Raw genomic sequence first — 23,397 nt, 5'->3', positions numbered from 1 at the left:
GTTGTATAACGCACGGATGGCTGGACAAAAAGCGGGGATAAGGTAACACTAAGATCAGACACACAGCGCATGTCCTGATCAATACCGGGAAGTTTCAATTCACGTCACCGAGATATTTGTCATGAAGACCTCGTATTTTGCGCTTGCTGTGATAGGGATGGGGCCATTTGCGCTGGGCGCAGCGGCCCAGGCTGCCGATGGCGCGGGCAGTGCCGCATCCAGTAACGTTGCCGTGTACGGCGTGCTCGACGCGGGCATCGTTGCCGAACGGGGCTGTGCCGCCAATTGCGCCGGCACCAAGGTGTCCGGCGGTGTCGCGTCCGGCTCGCGCCTGGGGCTGCAGGGCCGCGAGGCGCTGGGCAATGAGGTGTCCGCCGTGTTTACGCTGGAAGCGGGCGTGCAGAACGACACGGGCCAGTCCGAAGAAGGCCGGCTGTTCGGCCGCCAGGCCTACGTGGGCCTCGACAGCCGCCTGGGCGCGCTGACCCTGGGGCGCCAGTACAATCTGCAATACCTGACCCTGACCGACGTGGCCGACCCGTTCAAGGGCGGCATGGCCGGCAGCGCCAGCAACCTTGCCGGCTACAGCGTGAAACGCTACGACAATACCGTCAAATACGCGACGCCCGCCTTGCGCGGCGTGTCCGCCAGCGCCATCTACAGCTTTGGCGAGTCGCCGTACAGCAACGCCAACAACCGCGCCTATGGCGCTACCCTCGGCTATTCGGCCGGCGCCGTGAATGTCAGCGTGTCGCACCAGCGCAAGAACAACTTCATCCTGGCCAGCGGTACTTTGCCCGCCATCGACATGTCGTCGCGCAACACCCTGATCGCGGCGAATATCGACCTGAAAGTGGCCACCGCCTTTGCCGCCGTTGGCGTGAACAAGGGCTATGGCAGCTCGCCGTGGGACCCGAACAATGCGTACGGCTCACTGGCGCTGTCGATGTCGTCCTCGGACAGCCGCGATACCTTGCTGGGCGTTTCCGTGCCCGTGGGCGGCTTCAAGCTGCTGGCCTCCTGGGTGCACAAGGATGACCGCGACCTGGCCAACCGCGACGCCACCCAGGCGGCCGTCGGCCTCACGTATTCCTTGTCAAAGCGCAGCGATTTCTACGCGGCCTACGCGAAGATCCACAACAAGAACGGCGCCCGCTACACGGTAGGCAATGCCAGCGACGCGGGACGCGGCGACGCAGCTTTTAATCTGGGCTTCCGTCACGGCTTCTGAGCCGTCGCCGTTGACGGGGCAGGGCACGTTGCCCCCAGCCACTTGCCGTTGCTCGTCACATTCACCTGTTCCGGCGTGCCGCGCGCGCTGGTCGTCACGGCCAGTTGCATGCTGAATGCCTGGTCGCCCGAAAACAGTACCTTGCCTTCACCGCTAGATTTCGGGTTCGCGCAGCTAAATGACACCTGCATGCCGCCCGCGATGTCTCTGTTCTTCGATGTGCAATCGCCGGGCTGGCCCGTGGGAATCTGCTTGCGCGCCGCCATCTCCGGCGTCACGCACGCCTTCACGCGCACGGCGCCGTCGGCGCCCACGGTGGGCATGGCCATGCCGCGGCTGGCAGCCATGCTTTCCAGTTGCTTGCGTTGATCAGGGGGAAGATTGCCCAGTTGCTGCAGCACCATGGACATGGCGTTGTCGGTGGCGGCGTCCGGCGACGCCATCGTGCTGTCGACTTGCCACAGGCCAGGCTTGATGGTGGTGGTCTGGGCGTTGGCCTGGGCGCCAAGGGCGGCGCAAGCCAGCAGGGTCAGGCGTAGCAGGGATGGTTTCATCGTGGGGTCTCCGGTATGGGCAGACCCCAGCATACGGCATGGCAAGCGTGGCACGCTTGCCATTGTGTTACAAACTGTGATCGGGCTCGATGCGGCGCACGTCCACGCAGGCGATGCGGCGCTCGTCCGCCTCGACGATTTCATAGCGCAAATCATCGAGTTCCAGCACTTCGCCCACGGCCGGCATGTTTTCAAAGTGCGCCAGCAGGAAGCCGGCCAGCGAGTTGTACTCGCCGTCTTCGCTGACCAGGGTTTCCGTCTCGAACACCTGTTCCAGATAATGCAGGTCCGTCGCGCCGTCGATGCGCCAGTGGCCGGGGCCCAGCACTTCCACGTCGGGCTGCTCGTCCTCGTCGGGGAATTCGCCGGCGATGGCTTCGAGGATGTCGATTGGCGTGAGCACGCCTTGCACGGTGCCGAACTCGTCGACCACCAGCACCAGCTGGCCGCGCGAGCGCTTCAGGGTTTCCATGGCTTTCAGCACGCCGGCCGCTTCCGGCACGACGACGGCTTCGCGCATGCTGTCCGGGTCGATCTTGCCGCGCGACACCAGGTCCTCGATGAGGTCCTTGCTGCGCGCGATGCCGACCACGTTGTCCAGGTCATCATTACAGACAGGAATCATGCTGTGCGGCGTTTCGCGCAGCAGTTGCAGCATCTTCTCGCTGCTGTCGTTCAGGTTAACCCACGAGACGTCGCCGCGCGGCGTCATCACGGAGCGGATCGAGCGTTCGGCCAGGGTCAGCACGCCGCTGACCATGTTGCGCTCTTCCACGCCGAAGGCGGACGGGTCGAGCGCTTCCTTGACTTCGTGCTCTTCGACGGCTTCGCGGCCCTTGCGCCCGCCCAGCAGACTCAGGACGGCTTGCGCCGTGCGGTCGCGCAGCGGCGCGTTCGACTGCAGCTTGAGGAAGTTGCGGCGCGCCAGCTGATTGAAAAATTCGATGACGATCGAGAAACCGATAGCGGCGTACAAATATCCTTTCGGAATGTGGAAGCCCAGGCCCTCGGCCACCAGCGACAGGCCGATCATCAACAAGAAGCTCAGGCACAGCACGACAACCGTGGGGTGGGCGTTGACGAAGCGCGTCAGCACTTTTGACGCGAGCATCATGACGACGATGGAAATGACGACGGCCGCCATCATCACGTACAAGTTGTCCACCATGCCGACGGCCGTGATGACGGCGTCGAGCGAAAAGACGGCGTCGAGCACGACGATCTGCGCCACCACGAGGCCGAAGCCGGCGTAGACTTTCGGGCCTGTCTGGGCGTGCGTGACGCCTTCGAGGCGTTCGTGCAGCTCGGTGGTGGCCTTGAACAGCAGGAACAGGCCGCCGATCAGCAGGATCAGGTCGCGTCCTGAAAACGAGAATGTCCATAGGGAAAACAATGGCGTGGTCAGCGTGACCAGCCAGGAAATCAGGGAAAGCAGGCCCAGGCGCATGACGAGTGCCAGGGTCAGGCCCAGCACGCGCGCCTTGTCGCGCTGGTGCGGCGGCAGTTTTTCGGCCAGGATGGCGATGAAGATCAGGTTGTCGATACCCAGTACGATTTCCAGTACGACCAGCGTCAGCAGGCCGACCCAGATTGTCGGGTCAAATAACCATTCCATGTGTGTAACCTTGTAAAGTCGATCAGTGTAAAGCGTACCTGGCGGCTAAAGCCCCAGGCGCGTGGGTGCTGCATGCATGTGTTCAGAGGCGGACGCGCGGCGGCCGGGTGGCCAGCCGCACGTCCGCTTCGGCAAGTGCGCCCGGTCCCGCTTGCCAAATGATGGCGCAAAACGGCGCGGCCTGGCGCGAGGTCGGGTACAGCGTGATGGGGTCGTTGTCGCATTCTTCGCTATCGCAGCTGTCGCCAGGCAGGCCCGCATGGAAGCTGGCGTCGGCACAATCGATGCTGAAGGCGGGCGTGGCTGTTGTGCCGGCCGCGATTGCATGCTGGAATGGGGAAGGGCTGGCGTAGGCCATGCTGGCGAACGCCTGGGGTAATGCGATGAAAACAAAAAGGCAGAGCAGGACGAGAGCTCGTCTCATATACAGGCAGATAGTTCTGGAACCATGGAGTATAACACGGGCACATAACAGCTCGATGACAGGACTTGCGTAAGTGATAAGCATGACGTAAATTGTGAGAGCAATAATTTCCCTGGGCGGCGAAGAGGCAGCGCGGGCCTATGGCAATGTTTGCGTTTGTATCGCATTGCGCTTGCGTATCTTTCGCCTGTGCATCTTTAAACGTAGTGTTACCAGGACTCCGACTTGAAACCCATTACCGCCCTCCTGCTTGCCGCCGGCATCCTTTCGCCGTCGTTCATCCTGGCCGCCACCCCGGTAGACGCCGCGCCGACCCAGAAAACCGGCAAGGCTGCACCGAACCGCGGCGCCGCCGTCAAAGTCACGTCCGTCGAAGGCATCACCGAATATCGCCTGGCCAATGGCTTGCGCGTGCTGCTGTTTCCCGATGCCAGCAAGCCGACCCTGACCACCAACATCGTCTACCTGGTCGGCTCGCGCCATGAAAACTATGGCGAAACAGGCATGGCCCACTTGCTCGAGCACTTGCTGTTCAAGCCCAGCGCCAACTTCGGCGTCAAGAAGGGCACGAAAACCCCGGTCGAGATCCTGAACTCGACGGGCGCCCAGTTCAACGGCACCACCTGGTACGACCGTACCAATTACTACGCTACCTTCCCCGCCAACGACGACAACCTGCGCCAGATGCTGGCCATGGAAGCGGACCGCATGGTGAACGCCGCCATCGACCAGAACGACCTGTGGAATCCGAAGACGCAGAAGGGCGAAATGACCGTGGTGCGCAACGAGTTCGAGATGGGCGAGAGCGACCCGATCGGCGTGACGAGCGAGCGCATCCAGGCCATCGCCTACGATTGGCACAACTATGGCAAGTCGACCATCGGCGCCCGCTCCGACATCGAGCAAGTGAATATTCCCCGCTTGCGCGCGTTTTACCATAAATATTATCAACCAGATAACGCTGTACTGATGGTGGCGGGCCGCTTCGACGAAGCCAAGGTCTTGAAACAGATCAATGATCTGTTCGGCAAGATTCCGAAACCTACGCGCGTGATCGAACCGACCTATACGGCCGAACCCGTGCAGGATGGCGAGCGCGCCGTGACGGTGCGCCGCAGCGGCGGCACGCAGTTCGTTGGCGCCGGCTATCACGTGGCGCCGTCCGGCAACCCGGACGCCGTCGCCATCGAGGTGCTGGGCCACGTGCTGACGGACGCGCCGGCCGGCCGCCTGCACAAGGCGCTGGTGGAAACCAAGCTGGCCAGCAAGATCGAATACAACTCCGTGAGCAATCTGGAGCCGGGCTACAACCTGTTTGGCGCGCTAGTGCCCGTCGATGGCAACCTCGATGCGGCGCAAGCGGCCATGCTGAAAGTGCTGGAAGAGCTGAAATCGCAGCCCATCACGGATGCGGAAGTGGCGCGCGTGAAACAGCAGCTGAACAAGCAGGTGGAACTGATCACCTCGAACACGGCGCGCATGACGATCGCCTTGACGGAGTCCTTGGCGGCCGGCGACTGGCGTTTGTTCTTCCTGCAGCGCGACCAGCTCGACAAATTGACGACGGCGCAGGTGCAGGCGGCGGCCGAGAAATACCTGAAGAGCTCGAACCGCACCCTGGGCCGTTTCATTCCCACCGATGCGCCGGACCGCACCGTCGTGCCGGCCTACGCCGACGTGGCGCCGCAACTGGCCGGCTACACGGGCCGCGCCGTCGTGGCGCAGGGCGAAGCGTTCGACCCCAGCCCCGACAATATCGAGGCGCGCACCACGCGCTTCACTTTGCCGAACGGCTTGAAGGGCGCCTTGCTGCCGAAGAAAACCAAGGGCAGCACGGTCAGCGTCGTGCTGAAATTGCAGATCGGCAGCGAAGAGAGCTTGCGCGGCAAGTCGTTTGTTGGCAGCTACACGGCCAATCTGCTGTCGCGCGGCACGGATAAACTGTCGCGCCAGGAAGTGAAGGACAAGTTCGACCAGCTGGGCATGCAAGTGGCCATCACGGGCGGCGCCGAGGGCGTCACCGCCATGCTGACGGGCAAGCGCGAGAACTTGCCGGCCGCCATGGACTTGCTGGCGCAAGTGCTGCAAAAGCCGGCCCTGAACGAAACGGAATTCCTGGAATTGCAGCGCGAGCGCGTGGGCCGCGCGGAGCAGGAATTGCCTGAACCGCAACCGCTTGCCGTGAATGCCTTCCGCCGCCTGCTCGACGCCACGCCGGAAGGCCATGTGCGCCACGTGGCCACCTTGCCGGCCGAACTGGCGCAATGGAAAGCCATCCAGGTAGCTGATGTGAAAGCCTTCCATGGCGCCTACTATGGCGCTGCCAACGCGACTTTCGCTGCCGTGGGCGACTTCGACCCGGCTGCCCTGAAGGCGCAAGTGGCCAGCCTGTACGGCAGCTGGAAGGCGCAGCAGCCATATGTGCGCATTCTTGATGCCGTCAAGCCTGTCAGCGGCGAGAAAGTCACGCTGGAAACGCCGGACAAGGCGAACAGCGTGCTGTTCGCCATCCAGCCAATTCCCCTCAAGGATGACGCCGCCAGCTATCCGGCCTTGCTGATCGCCAATCACATGCTCGGTGGCGGCGCCTTGCGCAGCCGCCTGGCCGACCGCATCCGCCAGAAGGAAGGCCTGTCGTACGGCGTCGGCTCGCAAGTGACGGTGCCGTCGCGCGAACCGGCCGGTTACTGGATGGCGTATGCCATCAGCGCGCCGCAAAACACGGTCAAGGTGGAAGCTGCCCTGCGCGAGGAAATCGCCAAGGTGCTGGCCGACGGCTTTACGCAAGAGGAATTGGCCGAGGCGAAGAAAGGCTGGCTGCAATCGGAAGAAGTGGGCCGCACGCAGGATGCGGGCCTGGCGCGAGAACTGGCCGGCTACCTGGCGCAAGACCGCACCATGGCTTACGACAAGGACCTGGAAGCGAAAGTGGCGGCCTTGACCCTGGCGCAAGTGAACCAGAGCCTGCGCGAGTACCTGAAACCATCGGCCGTCTCGGTGGTGGTGGCGGGCGACTTTGCCAAGGTGGCGAAAGAGGGCGAAAGCGGCGCCAAGGCAACGACGTCGGAATAAGCCGTTTTACATAGAAAAAACCCGCCGGCAAGTGACCTTGCCGGCGGGTTTTTTATTGATGCTGTCAACTTAGCGTGGCGCCATTTCGGCTACATAAATTTCCACGCGGCGATTGCGTGCGCGTCCCGAGGTATCTGTATTCGAGGCGATCGGCTCGCGGGCGCCGCGGCCTTCCGTGACGACGCGGGTCGGCGAGACGCCGCGCATGGACAGGTAGTCGCGCGTGTGGGCCGCGCGTTCCACCGACAGCGGTTCGTTGATGGATGCGCTGCCCGTGCTGTCCGTATGGCCGATGATGCTGACCGTGGTGTTCTGGTTTTCGTTCAGGGTGGCGGCAAAGCGGTCGAGGATGGGGCGGAAGTTGCCCTTGATGTCGGCGCGGTTGGTGTCGAAGGAAATATCGCTTGGAATTTCCATTTTCAGGCGGTTATCGGCCGTCTGAGACACTTGCACACCAGTACCCTGTGTGGCTTGTTCCATCGCGCGCTTCTGGTTTTCCATGCGGTTAGACCAGATATTGCCGATCACGGCGCCAGCAGCCGCACCGATCAGGGCGCCGCCGGCCGTGCGGCCGCTGCTGCCGCCACCGGTGGTGCCGCCGATCAAGGCGCCCAGGCCAGCGCCGACGCCGGCGCCCGTGGCCGTGCCGCGTTGTGTCGCGGACATGTCCGCGCAGCCGCTAGCGGCCAGTGCGATGACCAGCATGCCGATCAGGGATTTGGCGCCAGGGCCTTTTTTGAATGTTTCTTTCATGGATTTTCTCCTTGTTTTGTTATTGGGACATACCCAAGACTACCCGTACACGTTACTGCAAAATGACGCTGCTTACCAGTGGGCGCACACTGTACGCACAAGACGGCAAAAGGCGGCGCCCGTTTGCACGCGCGCCGCTCTTGTCAGGCCAGACTAATGGCCTGGGCTATAAACCGCGCCCGCTGATCAGGCGCAGCAGGATCATGATGACGGCGACCACCAGCAGGATGTGGATGAAGCCGCCAACAGTATAGGAAGTTACCAGGCCCAGCAGCCAAAGAATAATGAGTACGACGGCGATTGTATACAGCATGATATGTCCTCCGAGAGTAATGTGTGGATGACGGCGACTGCCTTGCCCTTGCAGGCGCTGGCGCGTGGCGCCGCCATCGGTTCTTGTCATTGCGCGGCGACTGGGTCGCTGAACGCTGATGCCATGACTAAGTGTCTACGTTGTTTCCCCTGTGTTCTGTACGCTGTCGTACACAAGGCTCAACTATCGGGGGCGATCGGCGTGTTCATCGGCCATGCCTGGCACCCACGCCAGCATACCGGCCATGCCGACGGCGCCCGCCAGGCAGCTGACCATGCCGCCCGTGAGCAACAGCATGACGCCAAATACGGGGCCGCCCGCTTCCGGCGCCAGATCCAGCGCGCAGAAGCCCAGCGCGGTGGCCAGCAAGCCGCCGCCAATAAAGCCGAGCCAGATCCTGTTGCTGCTTGCCTTGTCGCTATCCATGGTTACTCCCTGATGACACTGCGTTGAACTTTCCTGAGTGCATCATCTCGCGCGACGGCAAGCTCATCTGTACGCCAACGAACATTGCTAAAAAGAAAACGCCCGGACAGGCCGGGCGTGTGTTTGATTTGCCACGTTGGCGGGCGGCACGCTGGCCGCCAACCGCTTAGCCCATGGCGCGCAAGCCGCCGTTGACGACGCGTACGCGGTCGCCCTGGCGCCAGTTCGGTGCGGCGCTCTGGTGCACGGTGCGCGTCTTGCCGTTATCGAGGCGCACGACGATGTTGTAGCTGCGCGTGGCGCGCACGCTGCCTTCGATCTGGTTGCCGGCCACGGCGCCGCCAACGGCGCCCAGCACGGTGGCCAGCTGCCTGCCGTGACCACCACCGACCTGGTTGCCCAGCAAGCCGCCGACGACGGCGCCGCCAGCCGCGCCCACGCCGCTGCCTTCGGCGCGCGTATTGACTTCATGGATGGCTTCGATCACGCCGCAATTGCCGCACACCTGTGGCGCAGGGGCTGCCGCGTATTGTTGCTGTGGTTGCTGTGGTTGCTGCTGTGGCTGCGGCTGGCGCACGGGCTGTTGCTGCTGTTGCTGTTGCTGCTGTGGCGGCAGGGCGGCCAAAGGCTGCGCACCAGCCGGCGGCTGGTTCGCCTGCAGGCTGGCCAGCTGTTCGGCCGAGGTGCTGGCCGCCAGTGGCTGGCTATCGCCCTGGGACGAAGGCAGCCAGCCCATCAGGGCTGCCGTGCCTACGCCGCAAAACAGCAGGACGGCGACGGCGGCGGCAAGCACCAGCGGATGGAGGGATTTGGTGGTGGTAGTCATGGAAAGCTCCTTGGTTTTTATAAATAATGAAATGGGTAGTGCGTGTTATCCGTGCATGCAGCCAGTGTGCTGCGCCGCTTGCTCCGCTTCCGTGCGTCACCGTACATACAGGGCCCGTACTGCCCCGTAGGCTAAGTAAAAATTATGTCGAGTTGTAACGACACCAAGGAAAAGCAATGCCACCAACGACTGCCAGCATGACCCTGTCCCGCGACGCAGGCCGATCCGGCCTGGGCACGCCCGTGGGCGCGCTTGACGCCGGCAACCGCTTGCTGGCCAGCCTGCCCGAGCACGACTTGCGGCACCTGACGGCGCTGTTCGATACCGTCACGGTCGAGGTGGGCGAGGTGCTGTACGAACCGGGCCAGCCTATCGGCCACATCTATTTCCCCGGCGACTGCCTGATCTCGCTGCTGGCCGTGGCGGAAGGCCGGATGACCCTGGAAGTGGGTTCTGTCGGCCGCGAAGGTGTCCTGGGCGCTTCCGTCGCGCTGGGCCACGACCTGGCGCAAGTGCGTGCCGTGGTGCAACGTTCCGGCACGGCCAGCCGTATCGCGCGGGCCGAGTTCTGCGCCGAGTTCGCCCAGCTCGAGTCCCTGCAGCGCCTGCTGTACCGCTACACGGACACTCTGCTGGCGCAAGCCATCCAGATTGCCGTGTGCAGCCGCTTCCACGTGCTCGAGGCGCGCCTGGCCCGTTCGCTGCTGATCACGCGCGACCGTTTGCAATCCGAAAAATTTCACCTGACGCATGAATTCCTTGCTCACACCCTCGGTGTGCGGCGGGTTGGCGTGACCAAGGCGGCCAGCGCGCTGCAACAGCAAAAACTCATCACCTACAGCCGCGGCAATATCGAGATCCTCGATTCGGCGGGGCTGGAAGCCGTTTCCTGCCGCTGCTACGAGCTGGTCAAGGATAGCGGCGCCATCGGCATGGCCAACGTCTTCGTCTGATCATCCTTCTTGCTTTTATCCTTATGCCGCAGACGCAAAAAAGCGGGGCGGGCGCCTGGGCACCCACCCCGCTTTTTTGATCAACGATTACTTCGGCTTGACCTGGTTACCGATCACGCCGCCGACGGCAGCGCCGCCGACTGCGCCGATGGCGCTGCCGCCCGTCAGCACGGAGCCGGCTACGGCGCCGACACCAGCGCCGATGGCCGTGTTTTTATCCTGGCCGGACATGTTGGCGCAAGCCGTCAGGCTCAACAGCAGGGCGGCAACAGATGTGGTAGCGGCGATTTTTTTAATGATTTGCATGGTAGTTCTCCTATGAATTCGGACCTCGTGGCGCCGGCATGGTATGGGCCGGTGGGACTTCATATCGCCACGTCTTGGGTGTTTCAGGCACGATTACAGAATAGAATTGTGACAAGGCTGGGTCTGTTCGGCAACGCACATAGGCGTGTAACAATTGTAATCGTGCACAGATGCCCTATCCTGCCGGATTGTTCAGCGGTTTTTGCGCGGTGTCTTGCCCGGTTTCGGCGCCACCGGTTTCACGCGCGCCTGGGCCAGCAGTGCCGCGCATTCGCTGTCCTCGACGGGGCCGGTATTCACCAGTGGCAGCAGCGCCGCCACGGGCGCCACCACGGCCAGCGCCAGTGCGCCACCGGCGCGCAGGGCCAGCACGCCCTTGTCGACGCTCACGTCGGGCTTGCTGAAGGTGCCATGTACATACAGGGGCGAGCGCAGCGAAAAGATGCGCAAGCCCTTGCTATCCGGCCGCAGGGTCAGGTCCAGCCGTTCATCGGCCAGGTTCACCGTGCCATCGATATTCAGGACGGCGTCATCCGTGTCGACGATGAACTGGCGCGTGCGCATCAACCCCTTGGTGACGGTGAAGTCGGCGGCCATGCAGTTCAGCTTGACCTGCTTGTCGCCCGCCAGTTTGGCCAGCACCACACTGCCGATATTCAAGCCCATTTCTTCGAGTAACAGCTTGCTGATGCTGCCCCGGTTGATCAGCGCGCGCACTTCGCCGTTCGAGCTGCCCAGCAGGGTGGCGACGGAATTGCCCGTGGCCGACAGCGACGCGTCGCCATTGATTTCGCCCACGCTCGCTTGCAGGGCCGGCAGGCGGGGGAACAGTTGCTGGATGTGCAGATGGCGGGCGCTGGCCTTGAGTTCGGCGGCGATGCCGTTGGCGATGACCTTGCCGCTGCCATCGAGCTTGATCTGCGACGTCAAGGTGCCGCCCGCCACGTTGAAGTTGAGCGGCGTCAAGGACAGCACGCCGTCCGTCAGCACTACATGCGTGTCGAGTTTGCTGATCGGCAACTCGGCGTCGCGCGTGATCTTGTCGGCCGTGTAGCGCACGTCGGCGTCCAGGCTGGTCCAGCGTTCCGTCTTGAAGGTTTCCACCGGCAGCACGCGGCCGACTGGCTGCGTCGACGGCACGCCCCGTTCCTTCTTGCTGGCGCTGGAATCGGCGCCCACCAGCGGACCCAGGTCGGAAAACTGCAGCAGGCGCGAGTGGACTTCACCCGTCAGGCGCTTGCGCGGCGTGCTGGCGGAAAAGGCCAGCTTGCCTTCGACATCGCTGGATCCCACCTTGCCGCTGAACTTGTCGTACACCCATTCGCCGCCGCGGGGCGCCAGGGTGCCCGTCAAATGGCCTTCCGTGCTGAAGTGCGGCGTTTCCGGCAGCAACACGCCCGTCAATGGATACAGGCGCGCCATGCTGGGTCCGGATATTTTCAGGCGCACGTCGAGCGCGGCCAGGTCTGCCGGGCGCGTCAGGGTGCCTTCGATGGCCACGCTGCTGCCGCTCGCGCGCATGTCGGCCTGGATGGGGAAGGGCGTGCCTTGCCGCTGCAGCGACAGCACGCCGCCCGCCTTGCCGCCACCGTTGACGGTTTCGCCGTGGTAAGTGCCGGACAGTTTCCACGCGATGCCGTAGCGCGCATCGTCTGCGATGGTGTCGACATCGGCGCGCATCGCCGTTTTGGTGACGCCATCATCGAGCGTCACGGTGCCCTTGCTGAAGACCACGCTTTGCAGTTCCAACTGCCACGGCGATGGCTGTTCCTGCTTGTCGAAAGTCCAGTTATTTTTGCCATCCTTGCTGCGTAACAAGTGCACCTGCGGCGTGTCGAAGCGCAATTGCGGGATGATGATTTTCTTGTCCAGCAGGGCCAGCGGGTTGAGCGAGAACGCCAGCTGGCTCACGCTGGCCAGCTGCGCCTCGCCATCCGTGTCCGCCATGGCGCGCGGGTTGCCCAAGCGCACGTCCTTTGCCTGCAGGTGCGGCCAGGGCAGATAGTCGCGCCAGGTTTTTTGCCCCGCAGTAGTTGGCTGCTGCCACGTCAGCACCAGGTCGCCCGCAATGGCAAACGGCCGCCCCAGCGCTTCGCTGGCGCGCGCATTGAGCCAGGGCTTGGCGCGGTTCCAATCCATGTTCAGCAGGACGAGCGAGGCGGTGACGGGCAGGGCGATCAGCACGGCGGTGCTGGCGAGGGCGATTTTCTGACGGCGGGTAAGGGACATGGTGCGTGGCATAGGTGAGGTAAGAAGCATTTCTTTCTGGACAGATACCCGATGCTACAGGAATCGCTCCAAAGCCGGGGGCGTTTCAGGTTTTGCTGGCGCGCACGTGCGCTGGCGCACGTTGCCCATGCAAGCATTGTCGATTTCTTACTCTATGTGCGGCACCGAACGGATATGCAGGGAGCCGGAGCCTATAACGTCATACATCAAACGCAGTTCCTGATTCCAGATGCTCCGACATCACCCCCTCACGCTTAACATTCTCCAGGAGAAGAAAAATGACAAACCGAGATTTCAAGATTTCCCCGCTGGCCGCTTTCGCCGCATGTGCCACCGCCATCGTACTGATGACGGGCTGCTCCAGCCTGAAAACGCCTGCCACGGCCGACGTCGCCGTATCGCGCGCCGCCGTCGATAACGCTGCCAGCGCCGGCGCGGCCGACCTGGCTCCCGATGAAATGCGTTCGGCCCGCGAAAAAATGCGCATGGCCAACCAGGCCTTGAAAGACCGCGACTACAAGACGGCACGCGACCTGGCCGACCAGGCGCAAGCCGATGCCAAGCTGGCGCAAAGCAAGGCCAACTCGGCCAAGGCCACCAGCGCCGCCGATGAAATCAACGAGAACATCCGCGTCATGCGTGAAGAGCTCGACCGTGCCAACCAGCAAGCTCCAAAACAATAACTAACAACAATAACCAGGACCTCATCATGAAAAAAACTACCTACACGACCCTTCCCGGCCTGCTGGCCATGGCCGCTTTTGTCGCTGCCTGCAGCTCCGCACCAACCACCACCAGCCTGCTCGACCAGACGCGCGGCGACTACATGGCGGCGCAATCGAACCCGATCGTGTCGACCTATGCACCACGTGAATTCCGCGAAGCGAGTGCTGCGCTGGAAGCGGCGAACGCGGCTGCCACGCGCCAGGAAGATAGTGAAAAGGTCGACAAGCTGGCCTACCTGGCCAAGCAAAAGATAGCCACGGCGCAAGAAGTCGCCAAGCAGAAAGCAGCTGAGGCCGATATCGCCAACGCCGGCAAGCAGCGCGACCAGTTGCGCCTTGATGCGCGCACGCAGCAGGCTGACCAGGCCACGGCCCGCGCCCAGGCGGCGCAGGCCGATGCGGAAGCAGCCAAGGCCCAGGCGCAATCGGCCGAAGCATCGGCGCGTGACGCCACCGCCCGCGCCGCCGCGCTGGAAGTGCAGCTGGCCGACCTGGCCGCCAAGAAAACCGAACGCGGCATGGTGATCACCCTGGGCGACGTGCTGTTTGGCACGGACAAGGCGAACCTGACGGCCGATGGCGCCAATACGGCGCGCAAGCTGGCCGACGTGTTGAAAAACAACCCGCAACGCACCGTGCTGATCGAAGGCTTTACGGATAGCACGGGCGGTTCCGCGCATAACCTGGAACTGTCGCAACGTCGCGCCGAGTCCGTGCGCAATGCGCTGCTGGAGCAAGGCATCAGCCGTGACCGTATCGCCACGAAAGGCTATGGCGCCGCCTATCCGGCCGCCGGTAATGACAGCGCGGCGAATCGCCAGCTGAATCGCCGGGTGGAAATCGTCTTGTCCGAGGACAACACGGCCATTCCCGCCCGCCGCTAAGCTGCGTCAGTTGACGCGGCAGTAGAAAGGCAGCACCGGCCGCACCTTGGCCGGTGGATACCCATGCAAGACTTGAAAGGAAACATCATGACCCAAACATCTGTTGAGATTCCAGCTGGCATCGACACGGCCGCCATCCGCGCTGCCGCCATGAACCTGGACGACGGCGCCGTGACGGCCGGCTATCAAGGCGACCGCCAGGAATTAATTACCCTGTTGAATGGGGCGCTGGCCACCGAACTGGTGTGTATTGCGCGCTATAAACGCCATTACTACACCGTGAGCGGACGCGATAATGGCAGCATCAAGGCCGAGTTCCTCGAGCATGCGCAGCAGGAGCAGGAACACGCGGACTGGCTGGCTGAACGCATCGTGCAATTGAATGGCAAGCCGGATTTTAATCCTGCAACATTGCTTGCGCGTAGTCATGCCGAGTATGATGACTCCGAAGACGTGCAGAGCATGGTGCGTGCCAATCTGATCGCGGAACGGATAGCGATCGAGTCGTATCGCCAGATGATCGTGAAAATTGGCGACAAAGATCCGACCACACGCCATTTGTTGATCAAAATCATGGCTGTCGAGGAAGAGCACGCCGATGATATGCGCGATCTAATGGAATAGTGTTTTTGAGTAAAGTAGGTATAGTAACCACATTCATCCACAGCTAAGGAGCTAAACCATGTTGGAAAACAATATCACCACCGTCAATAACGATGTCAAAACCCTGGTCAAAGATGCGCAAGCCCTGTTCAGCGCCGCTGCCGCCCTGACCGGCGAAAAAGCCGATGAAGTGCGCATCAAGGGCATGAAAACCCTGGACGCCGCCCTGGCCAAAGCGCAAGAAGCGCAAGCATCGGCCATCGTTGCCACCAAACAGATGGCTGCTCAGGCTGACGGTTATGTCAAGGAAAACCCATGGCGCACGGTGGCCGTCGCCGCTGGCGTCGGCGTGCTGGTTGGCTTCATCCTGGGCCGCAAGTAATCCACTGTCAGGAGCGATATGGACAAGTCTGCTTCGTCTCACCAGGGGCCGGGATTGATCGGCTCGGTCGCCGGCCTGGCCAAAAACGCCGTCGGACTGATGTTGTCGCGGCTGGAACTGGCCACCATCGAACTGTCGGAAGTGCGCAATCACATGCTGCAGCTGATTGTCATTTTCGCGTTGGCGACGGTGGCGGGCTTGTTCGCCATCGCTTACGGCAGCGTGCTGATCGTCTTCCTGGCGTGGGATAGCCTGGGCTGGAAGATCCTGGCGATCATGACGGTCGTGTTCGTACTGCTGGCCATCGCCCTGGTCATGTATGCGCGTGCCATGCTGCGTCAAGGAAAGCTGTCCATGCCGGCCACCATGGCGGAATTAAAGGCTGACCGCGACATGCTGATGTAAGCTGCCTTACGAGGAGAATTCATGTCGGACAACGACAAACTGGCGGCGCAAGCCGCCCGCAAGCGCCTGCTGATCGCCCAGGGTGAAATGTACCGCGTGGGCATCGTGCATGCGCGCGCCAACGTGGGTTATGCACTGCGCCCCGAGTCGATGCTGCAGGGCGTGGTGGAAACGGCGGTCGGCTTTGCCGGCCACCGCGTCGAATCCCTGCTGGCGCCGGGCGGCATGCGTTTGCAAGGCGCCATGCCCTACGTGCTGACGGCGCTATCGTTTATCGGACGCAAGAAGCTGGTCAAGCCGGCCCTGGTCCTCGTGGCCGTGGCCGCCGTCGCCGCCAGCTGGCTGCGCCGCAAGCGCTGAACGCCAGCCGTGTTGCACAGAAACGCCGTCATCGACGGCGTTTTTTTTTGCCCGTACCCACCGTCCGGCGCATACGGACGCAATCCCTTACAATGATTCACGCCGCATTCCGCGCGGCGGACAGAGGGGCCATCTTGATGACGAATTCGAAGACACCGATCAATCAGTTAAATCCGTCGCGCCTGCGCATCGTGCTGGTGCTGCAAGGCGGCGGCGCATTGGGCGCTTACCAGGCTGGTGTTTACCAAGCGCTGCACGAACATGGCCTGGCGCCCGACTGGGTAGTGGGCACCTCGATTGGCGCCATCAATGCCGCCATTCTGGCCGGCAACAAGCACGAGGACCGGCTTGTGCGGTTGAAACAGTTCTGGCAGCGCGTGGCGCACCGCGACAGCATTGACATGAACCTGGTATCGGACCAGCAGCGCCGCTCGAACATCTGGCTTGCCACGCTCGATACGGTGCTGCGCGGCGTGCCCGGCTTCTTCAAGCCGCGCGCCTTCAGCCTGTTTTCTGCCGGAATCGCCGTCAAGCCGGAAGAAGCCAGCTTTTATGACACCGGCGAGCTGGCCAGCACCCTTGAAGAACTGGTCGATTTCGATTACCTGAATCAGCCTGGCGGCATGCGCCTGACGGTCAACGCCCTGCGTGTCAAATGCGGCAGCCTCACCAGTTTCGACAGCCAGCAGCAGTCCGTGACGGCAAACCATATCCGCGCCAGCGGCGCCTTGCCGCCCGGCTTTGCCGGCGTGCGCGTCGAAGGCGATTTATATTGGGATGGCGGCCTGTACTCGAACACCCCGCTGGAAACCGTGCTCGACGACACGCCCCACGTCGACACCCTGGTCTTCATGGTCGACTTGTGGAGCTCGGAAGGGCCGGAACCGACCACCCTGGATGAAGTGCAGACGCGGCAAAAGGACGTCACTTTCGCATCGCGCTCGAAGCGGCATATCGAAGATTACGTCAATACGCATACCTTGCAGCACAAATTGCGCGAACTCTACGCCAAGCTGCCCGACGACGCACATAACCGGCAGCAGACGGAAGAACTGGTAGCGCTGGGCTGCGACAGCACCATGCACATCGTGCGCCTGCCGTATGCGGGGCGCGACTGGCACATGGCGGCCAAGGATATCAATTTCTCCAGGGGCTCCATCGAGTGGCGCTGGGAGCAGGGCTACCAGGACGCCTTGCGCGCGATCAAGGCGGCCGGCTGGCTGGCCTTTGTCACGGAAGACACGCCGCTCGTGGTGCACGAGTTACCGCCCTACGAGCGCGACGCCGCTTAGTGACGTCTGTCAAAACCTGCTGCGCGTCGGTATAGGCGGCCTGCGATGCTCACCGTACTAGAGTACGGTTGCGCTTCTTAGCCACCTCTCCCTTCCGCTCGCGACGGTTTTGTCAGGTGTTGCAATTTTGTCCGGCGTCGCACCAGCACGGCGCATCACTGAGAATGCGCCGCTACGCGCAGTTTTTCCGCGTTTGCCATGTCTTGCCGGTAAGTTTCTTGCGCGTCCTTCAGGCAGGTGGCGCGCCCGGCGGAGGGTTCCGAACGGCAGGCTTTTTTGGCCTCAGCCAGGGCGGCGGCGATTTCCTTGCGCAGGGTGCGCAGCTGGGCTTGCGCCGTGCTGTCTTCCTGGTACCAGCGTTGCGGGTCGCCCGGCTGCGGCGTGGCCGTCTGGGCCAGTGCCAGTGGCGCCAGGCTGAAGGCAAACAGGGTGGCCAAGAGTGCGTTGTGGATAGTCATGATATTTCCTTCTTGAAATAAAAAAGGCGCCGAAGCGCCTTTTTTTACAACCTGCCCGTCAGTAATAGCAGGATCAGTATCACGACGACCAGGCCGGCGATGCCGCTGGGGCCGTAACCCCAGTTGCGGCTATGCGGCCAGGTAGGCAGGACGCCGACCAGGGCCAGGATCAAGATGATCAGAATGATGGTGCCCATGGCAACTCCTTGTTATCGTACGACGCATGCGGGATGGCGGATGCCTGCTGGCAAGCTCCGCCGAAAATTAATAGCGGTAGACGCGGCCATCAACGACGCGCACGCGGTTGCCTGGGCGCAAGTCATTCGCGTCGTCCTGCACCACGGTGCGGTATTCGCCGTTGTCGAGGCGCACGCTGATCTGGTAGGCCTGCGCTTGCTGCCTGCGGCCTTCCACCTGGTTGCCAACGACACCGCCGGCAACGGCGCCCGCTACGGTGGCGGCCGTGCGTCCGCCGCCCGAGCCGATGGTATTGCCCAGCAAGGCGCCGGCGATGCCGCCGACCACGGCGCCGGCGCCGCTGGTTTGTCCGCCACCCTGCACGATCTGGATGGAGTCGACGGTGCCGTACATGGCGGATTCAGGCTGGTTGGCCGGGTAGTACTGTTGTGACTGGGAAGGGCCGGTAGCGCAACCGCTGAGTACGGCGGTGGCGGCGAGCATCAGTGCAGCCAAGGTGGCGTTGGTTTTCATTTTATTCTCCTGACGGTGAGGGTGTAGTGCCATCTTAGTCATGCCCCTGTTTCCGGTCTGTACGCTGCCGCACGTACTTATTTAGTGTCGAAATGGTATTTTTCCCCTGGAGAGATCGAGCAAAACGTTGTTATTTCTCCTTGTCTGTCTCCTGCTTTCAAAATAAATTGCTTGTGTACGGCAGCGTACAGAAGAGAGGCGGCGATCCACGTAAAACGTTAGTCATGCCAAGCAGACATGCTTGTCACCACCAGGGAGAAATACATGATCAAGAATAAGCTTTTCACCGCCGTCGTCGTCAGCCTGGCGTGCGCCGCCTGGGGCGGCCAGGCAGTGGCCGCCACGCCGGAAGCGAAAGCAGCCTACAAGGCGGCCAATGAACAGGCGGGCCTGAATTACAAGCTGGCGCATGCCGAATGCGAAAAAATCACGGGCAACCCGAAGGATGTCTGCATCGCCGAAGCGAAGGCCGTGCGCGCCTACGATGAAGCGGTGGCCCAGGCGCAATACACGAATACCCTGCGTGCCTACACCAAGGCGCGCATCAAGATTGCCGATGCCAACTACGACGTCGACGTGACGCGCTGCAATGCGCTGACGGGCAACGACAAGGATGTCTGCGTCAAGCTGGCCAAGTCCACCAAGGTGGCGGCCCTGGCTGATGCCAAGGCGGACAAGAAAGTCATCGAAGCGCGCAGCGATGCGCGTGAAGCAAAAAGAAAAGCCGAGTACAAGGTCGCGACAGAAAAATGCGATGCATTAGCCGGCGCAGCCAAGGATGACTGTATCAAGGCTGCAAAAACCCAGTTCGGTTACTGAGCTCCCTCCGGCGCGCAGTCACCAAACTGGTATAAGAAGCTCATTGTGAGCACATTGATTGACCACTCCTAAGGAAAAAACCATGAAATTCACTAAATCTATCGCTACTGGCCTTTTCGTCGCTTCCCTGTTCGCCGTTGCAGGTTGCGCTTCGACCCCAACCAAGGAAGGCACGGGCGAGTACATCGACGACGCGGCCATCACCACCAAAGTGAAAGCCAGCATCTTCAATGAGCCTACCCTGAAATCGACGGAAATCAACGTTGAAACCTTCAAGGGCGTGGTTCAGCTGAGCGGCTTCGTGGCCCAGCCTGCCGATGCCGCCAAAGCGGGCGAAGTTGCCCGTGGCGTCAAGGGCGTGAAATCGGTGAAAAACGACATCCGCGTCAAGTAATGGCCTGACCTGCCGCAGCGGCCAGCTCCACGGCTGGCCCTGCGGCCCTCCACCGACCGTCGCGGGAATCCCATGCATATCCAGCCTACAGATACCCCGCCCGAGCCGGTGGCGGCTGCCTCCACCGAGCCTGCCGGGCCACCTCCCGGCGCGCCCGTGGAGCATCCGGATTCATCCCTGCGTTTGCCGCTGCATGTCCATGCGCGTGGCATGGCGCTGGGCATCATCGCCACCGTCAGCTTCATTTATGCGCTGCAGTGGGCACAGAAATTCCTCATTCCCGTCATTTTCGGCATTTTCATTGCCTACACCCTCAATCCCGTCGTCGCCTGGCTGGAAAAGCTGCGCCTGCCGCGCGCCATCGCCGCCACGGCCGTCACGGTCCTGATCCTGTTCGGCTCCATCGTCGTGGTCGAGCGCGTGCAGGGTGAATTTGAATCCATCGTTGAAGAATTGCCGGCCGCCACACATAAATTCTCGCGCCTGATCGCCGCCAATACAGGCGGCAAGAACAGCACTTTCCAGAAAATGCAGGCCGTGGCCAATGAAATCGAGCAAGTGGCCGCCGGCGCCGAAGCGCGCCGCAACAACCGCCGTGCCGCCGCCGCCGAGGCGCCCAACTTCAAGATCATGGACTGGGTCTGGGCCGGTTCGCTGGGCCTGGTGGGCTTCCTCAGCCAGGCCACCATGGTCATCTTCCTCGTGTTTTTCCTGCTGCTGTCAGGCGACACCTTCAAGCGCAAGCTCGTCAAGCTGACGGGACCATCGCTGAGCCGCAAGAAGGTCACCGTGCACATCCTGGAAGACATCAATACCTCGATCCAGAACTATATGTTCATGCTGCTCGTCACGAATGGCTTGCTGGCGGTCCTGATGTGGATCGCCCTGCGCGTGATCGGCCTGGAAAACGCGGGCGCCTGGGCCATCGTGGCCGGCTTGCTGCACATCATGCCGTATTTCGGCCCCTTGCTCATCACCATCGCCACGGGCCTGGTTGCCTTTTTACAGTTCGAATCGCTGGAAATGGTCTTGCTGGTGACGGGCACGTCGATGGCCATCGCCACCTTGGTGGGCACTTTTGTCACGACCTGGATGACGGGGCGCATCGCCCGCATGAATCCCACGGCCGTGTTCATCAGCCTGCTGTTCTGGGGCTGGCTGTGGGGCGTCTGGGGCTTGCTGCTGGGCGTGCCCATCATCGTCATGGTGAAGGTGGTGGCCGAGCGCGTGCAGGGCATGGAAGTGGTGGCCGAGCTGCTGGGTGAATAGCTTGCGGCAGTGCCAACGGCGTCCGCGGGCGCCGTTGTTGCGTGTGCTACAGACAATCAGGATTGGTGGCGTTTCAGAATCTTGACTTGCACATCGCCGTCTTCCGTCTTCGGCATGTGCTTCATGCTGCCCAACTGCAGGGCGAACTGGCGCGTGAATTCGGCGCCCAGGAAGAAGATTTGCGCCGAGTAATACACCCAGAGCAGCAGAGCCACCAAGGATCCGGCCGCGCCATAGCTGCTGGCTACGCCGCTATTGCCGATATATACGCCAATAGCATATTTCCCCAGTGAAAACATGAAGGCCGTGCCCACGGCGCCGATCAGCACGTCGCGCCAGGACAGGCGCACGCGCGGCAGCATTTTATAGATGACGGCAAACAGGCTGGCGATGACGGCGAAGCCGATCAGGTTCGACAGGATGGTAAACAGCACGGCCGTGTCTTTCCACACGCCTTCCCAGAAGTTGGCGAGGATGGCCATGGCCGCGTTCACCACCAGCGACACCATCAGCAGGAAGGCCAGTACCAGCACCAGGCCGAAGGACAGCAAACGCGTGCGCAGCATATCCCAGGCGCCCGCTTCCTTCAGCGGTGGCACTTGCCAAATTTCATCGAGACTGGCTTTCAGTTCGGCAAACACGCTGGTGGCGCCAAACAGCAGCAGGGCGCTGGCGATGAGGGTGGCAATGCGCCCCTGTTCATGGTTCTTTGCGCCGGCCAGCACCAGCTGGATGGCTTCGGCACCCTGCGTACCCAGCAAGCCCTGCAATTGCCCCATCAGCTCGCCGCGCGCAGCGGCCGGGCCATAGAAAAAGCCGGCGATGGCGATCACCAGCACGAGGATGGGGGCGATGGAAAACAGGGTGTAATAGGCGAGGGCGGCGCCCTTGCTCGAGGCGCGGTGTTCCAGCCATTCGGTGACGGAACAGACGATGACACTGCGCATCTGCTTGCTGAACGGCGCCAGGCCGGCCAGTTTGGGATAGCGGGTAGAAAAATTCATGGTGACTTTCAATGAAAAAAAGGGGCCGCAGCCCCTTTTTTAACTAGTGGCGTACCACTTGGTCATGCTTACTGTACGCGGCGTTCGATGGTAATTTGCTCCACTTCAACGCGGCGGTTTGGTTCCAGGCACTTGATCAGGTCGGCACGCTTCTTGTTATCGCAGGTGACGACAGGATTGGTGGAGCCCTTGCCTTCGGCCGTCAGGCGGTTGGCGGCGACACCGTGGGCGACCAGGTATTCCTTGACTGCATCAGCGCGCTGCTGCGACAGTTTCACGTTGTACTTGGGCGAACCGATGCGGTCGGCATAACCACTGATGACGACGTTGTTGACGTCCGGCGCTGCGTTCAGCACGCGGGCGATTTCGTCGAGCTTGGTCTGTGTCGGACCCAGCTTGGCGCTGTCGAACGCGAACAGTTCCGTTGCCGCCATCGTCACTTTTTCAAAGCGTGCTGGCGGTGGCGGCGGCGGTGGCGGCACGACCACGACGACTTCTTCACGCACTGGCGGCGGTGGCGGTGGTGGTGGCGGTGCAGGTGGTTTGTCGAACGCGAAGTTCAGGCCGACGGTGACGTAGTAGTTATTGGCCTTGCTGCTCGGGTCGAACGTATTGCCACGCAGGAAGCCGTGCACATTGCGTACGTCAGCCTGGAACGACAATTGATCGGTGATCGTGGACTGGAAGCCCAGACCGACGCTGGCGTAAGGCGAGCTCTTCTTGCGTTCGCCGAAAGCGAAGCTGGTGTCCTTGTCGCGCTGCATGCCGGCACCGACCAGCAGGAAGGGGCGGAAGGCTTTGCGCGAGAACATGTACAGACCATCTACGCCCAGCGTATTTTGCTGGTAACGCTGTTGGCCATCTTTGGAGCGGGCATACGTGGTGCCCAACTGGATATCCCAATCCTGGGAAACGGGTTTACCGAAACGCAAGCCTGCGCCATAGCCGGTTTTATCCGTAGCGAAGTCGGAATCTGGCTTGAGTGCGTTGAGGCTAGGTTGAATGTACCAGGAGGGGTTGATTTCCTGGGCCTGTGCGCCGAGGGCGGAGCACAGTACTGCGGCGGCAACGGCGATTTTTTTTAGATTATTCACAAGTAACTCCCAACGTTGATAAGAGATTTTCTCTATTGCATCAATGCGACAACTGCCAGACATGCTATTGCTAGAGGTAGACAACAATTCCAGGTGCGCTTTCTTGCGATAAATGCACTGCTGTTGGACTAGAGAATACGGTTACAGGTTCACGTGGTCGGTGCGTTAGCGCACAAAGCATTGTTGTATATCTATGGTGTTGCAGATTCACGACAAAGACTTCGGTATTGAAAAAAACTAATTCGCCTCCGAAAATTTTTGCAATCACGGCGACTTCCTGGCGCCGCGACCAGAG

27 protein-coding genes are annotated in these 23,397 nt (G+C 61.8%); 13 read left to right on the top strand and 14 right to left on the bottom strand.

Translation table 11 applies throughout. From position 1 onward, the window contains the following. The first annotated feature begins 121 nt into the window (after window positions 1-121). On the top strand, window positions 122-1,231 hold the full coding sequence (locus ACQ4WY_RS18530) for a porin (RefSeq protein WP_436505250.1): 1,110 nt from the start codon (window positions 122-124) through the stop codon (window positions 1,229-1,231). On the opposite strand, the gene ACQ4WY_RS18525 is transcribed toward ACQ4WY_RS18530, so the two are convergent. From ACQ4WY_RS18525 to ACQ4WY_RS18515, 3 genes are all read right to left on the bottom strand, one after another. Beyond that, window positions 1,219-1,785 carry a DUF3617 domain-containing protein gene (locus ACQ4WY_RS18525; protein ID WP_436505249.1) on the bottom strand — a complete coding sequence of 189 codons (567 nt, stop codon included), beginning with the start codon at window positions 1,783-1,785 and terminating at the stop codon, window positions 1,219-1,221. The genes ACQ4WY_RS18530 and ACQ4WY_RS18525 overlap by 13 nt on opposite strands. Before the next feature lie 67 nt (window positions 1,786-1,852). Then, a complete protein-coding gene (locus tag ACQ4WY_RS18520) occupies window positions 1,853-3,400 on the bottom strand; it encodes a TerC family protein (RefSeq protein ID WP_436505248.1) in 1,548 nt (515 codons plus the stop codon). A gap of 82 nt (window positions 3,401-3,482) precedes the next feature. After that, a complete protein-coding gene (locus ACQ4WY_RS18515; protein ID WP_353658170.1) occupies window positions 3,483-3,758 on the bottom strand; it encodes a hypothetical protein in 276 nt (91 codons plus the stop codon). Window positions 3,759-4,049: 291 nt separating this feature from the next. Between ACQ4WY_RS18515 and ACQ4WY_RS18510 the strand changes: the two genes are divergently transcribed. Continuing rightward, complete coding sequence (locus ACQ4WY_RS18510) at window positions 4,050-6,896, top strand: M16 family metallopeptidase (RefSeq protein WP_436505247.1); 2,847 nt, start codon at window positions 4,050-4,052, stop codon at window positions 6,894-6,896. 69 nt (window positions 6,897-6,965) lie between these two features. Here ACQ4WY_RS18510 and ACQ4WY_RS18505 read toward each other — a convergent pair whose 3' ends face one another. From ACQ4WY_RS18505 to ACQ4WY_RS18490, 4 genes are all read right to left on the bottom strand, one after another. After that, the gene (locus ACQ4WY_RS18505) at window positions 6,966-7,601 is read right to left on the bottom strand and encodes a YiaD family glycine zipper/OmpA-like lipoprotein (protein WP_495542781.1); all 636 of its coding nucleotides are present in this window, start codon (window positions 7,599-7,601) and stop codon (window positions 6,966-6,968) included. Window positions 7,602-7,815: 214 nt separating this feature from the next. Continuing rightward, window positions 7,816-7,962 (bottom strand): lmo0937 family membrane protein, encoded by a 147-nt coding sequence (locus tag ACQ4WY_RS18500; RefSeq protein WP_353658167.1) that lies wholly within the window; start codon window positions 7,960-7,962, stop codon window positions 7,816-7,818. Between the two features lie 183 nt (window positions 7,963-8,145). Continuing rightward, a complete protein-coding gene (locus tag ACQ4WY_RS18495) occupies window positions 8,146-8,388 on the bottom strand; it encodes a hypothetical protein (RefSeq protein WP_353658166.1) in 243 nt (80 codons plus the stop codon). Between the two features lie 166 nt (window positions 8,389-8,554). Further along, window positions 8,555-9,214: an outer membrane lipoprotein gene (locus ACQ4WY_RS18490; RefSeq protein ID WP_436505245.1), complete on the bottom strand. Its 660-nt coding sequence runs from the start codon at window positions 9,212-9,214 to the stop codon at window positions 8,555-8,557. A gap of 176 nt (window positions 9,215-9,390) precedes the next feature. Between ACQ4WY_RS18490 and ACQ4WY_RS18485 the strand changes: the two genes are divergently transcribed. After that, the gene (locus tag ACQ4WY_RS18485) at window positions 9,391-10,167 is read left to right on the top strand and encodes a Crp/Fnr family transcriptional regulator (protein WP_353658164.1); all 777 of its coding nucleotides are present in this window, start codon (window positions 9,391-9,393) and stop codon (window positions 10,165-10,167) included. Between the two features lie 87 nt (window positions 10,168-10,254). On the opposite strand, the gene ACQ4WY_RS18480 is transcribed toward ACQ4WY_RS18485, so the two are convergent. Then, complete coding sequence (locus ACQ4WY_RS18480; RefSeq protein ID WP_077401543.1) at window positions 10,255-10,473, bottom strand: YMGG-like glycine zipper-containing protein; 219 nt, start codon at window positions 10,471-10,473, stop codon at window positions 10,255-10,257. A gap of 192 nt (window positions 10,474-10,665) precedes the next feature. Then, entirely contained in the window at window positions 10,666-12,702 is a 2,037-nt protein-coding gene (locus ACQ4WY_RS18475) for an AsmA family protein (protein ID WP_436505244.1), read from the bottom strand. A gap of 278 nt (window positions 12,703-12,980) precedes the next feature. Between ACQ4WY_RS18475 and ACQ4WY_RS18470 the strand changes: the two genes are divergently transcribed. The 7 genes from ACQ4WY_RS18470 (at window position 12,981) to ACQ4WY_RS18440 (ending at window position 17,353) form a co-directional block, all read left to right on the top strand. Continuing rightward, complete coding sequence (locus ACQ4WY_RS18470; protein ID WP_436505243.1) at window positions 12,981-13,385, top strand: DUF4398 domain-containing protein; 405 nt, start codon at window positions 12,981-12,983, stop codon at window positions 13,383-13,385. 26 nt (window positions 13,386-13,411) lie between these two features. Continuing rightward, window positions 13,412-14,311, top strand: coding sequence for an OmpA family protein (locus tag ACQ4WY_RS18465; RefSeq protein WP_101480359.1), 900 nt, complete (start codon window positions 13,412-13,414; stop codon window positions 14,309-14,311). A gap of 63 nt (window positions 14,312-14,374) precedes the next feature. Next, window positions 14,375-14,935: a ferritin-like domain-containing protein gene (locus tag ACQ4WY_RS18460; RefSeq protein WP_436505242.1), complete on the top strand. Its 561-nt coding sequence runs from the start codon at window positions 14,375-14,377 to the stop codon at window positions 14,933-14,935. Between the two features lie 58 nt (window positions 14,936-14,993). Further along, window positions 14,994-15,296: an ElaB/YgaM/YqjD family protein gene (locus ACQ4WY_RS18455; RefSeq protein WP_353658160.1), complete on the top strand. Its 303-nt coding sequence runs from the start codon at window positions 14,994-14,996 to the stop codon at window positions 15,294-15,296. A gap of 18 nt (window positions 15,297-15,314) precedes the next feature. Then, complete coding sequence (locus ACQ4WY_RS18450) at window positions 15,315-15,701, top strand: phage holin family protein (protein ID WP_034758936.1); 387 nt, start codon at window positions 15,315-15,317, stop codon at window positions 15,699-15,701. Between the two features lie 21 nt (window positions 15,702-15,722). Continuing rightward, window positions 15,723-16,061 (top strand): hypothetical protein, encoded by a 339-nt coding sequence (locus ACQ4WY_RS18445; protein WP_034786335.1) that lies wholly within the window; start codon window positions 15,723-15,725, stop codon window positions 16,059-16,061. A 137-nt stretch (window positions 16,062-16,198) separates the two neighbouring features. Further along, window positions 16,199-17,353, top strand: a complete 1,155-nt coding sequence (locus tag ACQ4WY_RS18440) for a patatin-like phospholipase family protein (protein ID WP_436505241.1) — start codon at window positions 16,199-16,201, stop codon at window positions 17,351-17,353. Window positions 17,354-17,508: 155 nt separating this feature from the next. Here the strand turns inward: ACQ4WY_RS18440 and ACQ4WY_RS18435 are convergent, their stop codons facing one another. The 3 genes from ACQ4WY_RS18435 to ACQ4WY_RS18425 all read right to left on the bottom strand — a co-directional run bounded on the left by ACQ4WY_RS18435 (window position 17,509) and on the right by ACQ4WY_RS18425 (window position 18,522). Then, entirely contained in the window at window positions 17,509-17,811 is a 303-nt protein-coding gene (locus tag ACQ4WY_RS18435; RefSeq protein ID WP_436505239.1) for a hypothetical protein, read from the bottom strand. A gap of 44 nt (window positions 17,812-17,855) precedes the next feature. Continuing rightward, window positions 17,856-18,008 carry a DUF3309 family protein gene (locus ACQ4WY_RS18430; protein ID WP_010396415.1) on the bottom strand — a complete coding sequence of 51 codons (153 nt, stop codon included), beginning with the start codon at window positions 18,006-18,008 and terminating at the stop codon, window positions 17,856-17,858. Between the two features lie 67 nt (window positions 18,009-18,075). After that, window positions 18,076-18,522, bottom strand: coding sequence for an outer membrane lipoprotein (locus tag ACQ4WY_RS18425; protein ID WP_353658158.1), 447 nt, complete (start codon window positions 18,520-18,522; stop codon window positions 18,076-18,078). 264 nt (window positions 18,523-18,786) lie between these two features. On the opposite strand from ACQ4WY_RS18425, the gene ACQ4WY_RS18420 reads away from it, so the two are divergent. The 3 genes from ACQ4WY_RS18420 (at window position 18,787) to ACQ4WY_RS18410 (ending at window position 21,004) form a co-directional block, all read left to right on the top strand. Further along, complete coding sequence (locus ACQ4WY_RS18420; protein WP_353658157.1) at window positions 18,787-19,341, top strand: hypothetical protein; 555 nt, start codon at window positions 18,787-18,789, stop codon at window positions 19,339-19,341. A gap of 82 nt (window positions 19,342-19,423) precedes the next feature. Beyond that, window positions 19,424-19,735, top strand: a complete 312-nt coding sequence (locus ACQ4WY_RS18415) for a BON domain-containing protein (protein ID WP_034758914.1) — start codon at window positions 19,424-19,426, stop codon at window positions 19,733-19,735. Window positions 19,736-19,807: 72 nt separating this feature from the next. Further along, on the top strand, window positions 19,808-21,004 hold the full coding sequence (locus tag ACQ4WY_RS18410) for an AI-2E family transporter (RefSeq protein WP_436505238.1): 1,197 nt from the start codon (window positions 19,808-19,810) through the stop codon (window positions 21,002-21,004). A 56-nt stretch (window positions 21,005-21,060) separates the two neighbouring features. Here the strand turns inward: ACQ4WY_RS18410 and ACQ4WY_RS18405 are convergent, their stop codons facing one another. Together ACQ4WY_RS18405 and ACQ4WY_RS18400 are read right to left on the bottom strand one after the other, a co-directional pair. Beyond that, window positions 21,061-22,008, bottom strand: coding sequence for a YihY/virulence factor BrkB family protein (locus tag ACQ4WY_RS18405; RefSeq protein WP_436505236.1), 948 nt, complete (start codon window positions 22,006-22,008; stop codon window positions 21,061-21,063). A 68-nt stretch (window positions 22,009-22,076) separates the two neighbouring features. Further along, a complete protein-coding gene (locus ACQ4WY_RS18400) occupies window positions 22,077-23,102 on the bottom strand; it encodes an OmpA family protein (RefSeq protein WP_436505235.1) in 1,026 nt (341 codons plus the stop codon). Window positions 23,103-23,397 lie beyond the last annotated feature (295 nt).

It is taken from the genome of Janthinobacterium salmonicoloratum (assembly GCF_051380845.1).
In the GTDB taxonomy this organism is placed as follows: Bacteria; Pseudomonadota; Gammaproteobacteria; order Burkholderiales; family Burkholderiaceae_D; genus Janthinobacterium; species Janthinobacterium lividum_F.
This window is presented reverse-complemented; position numbering and strand designations above follow the sequence as displayed.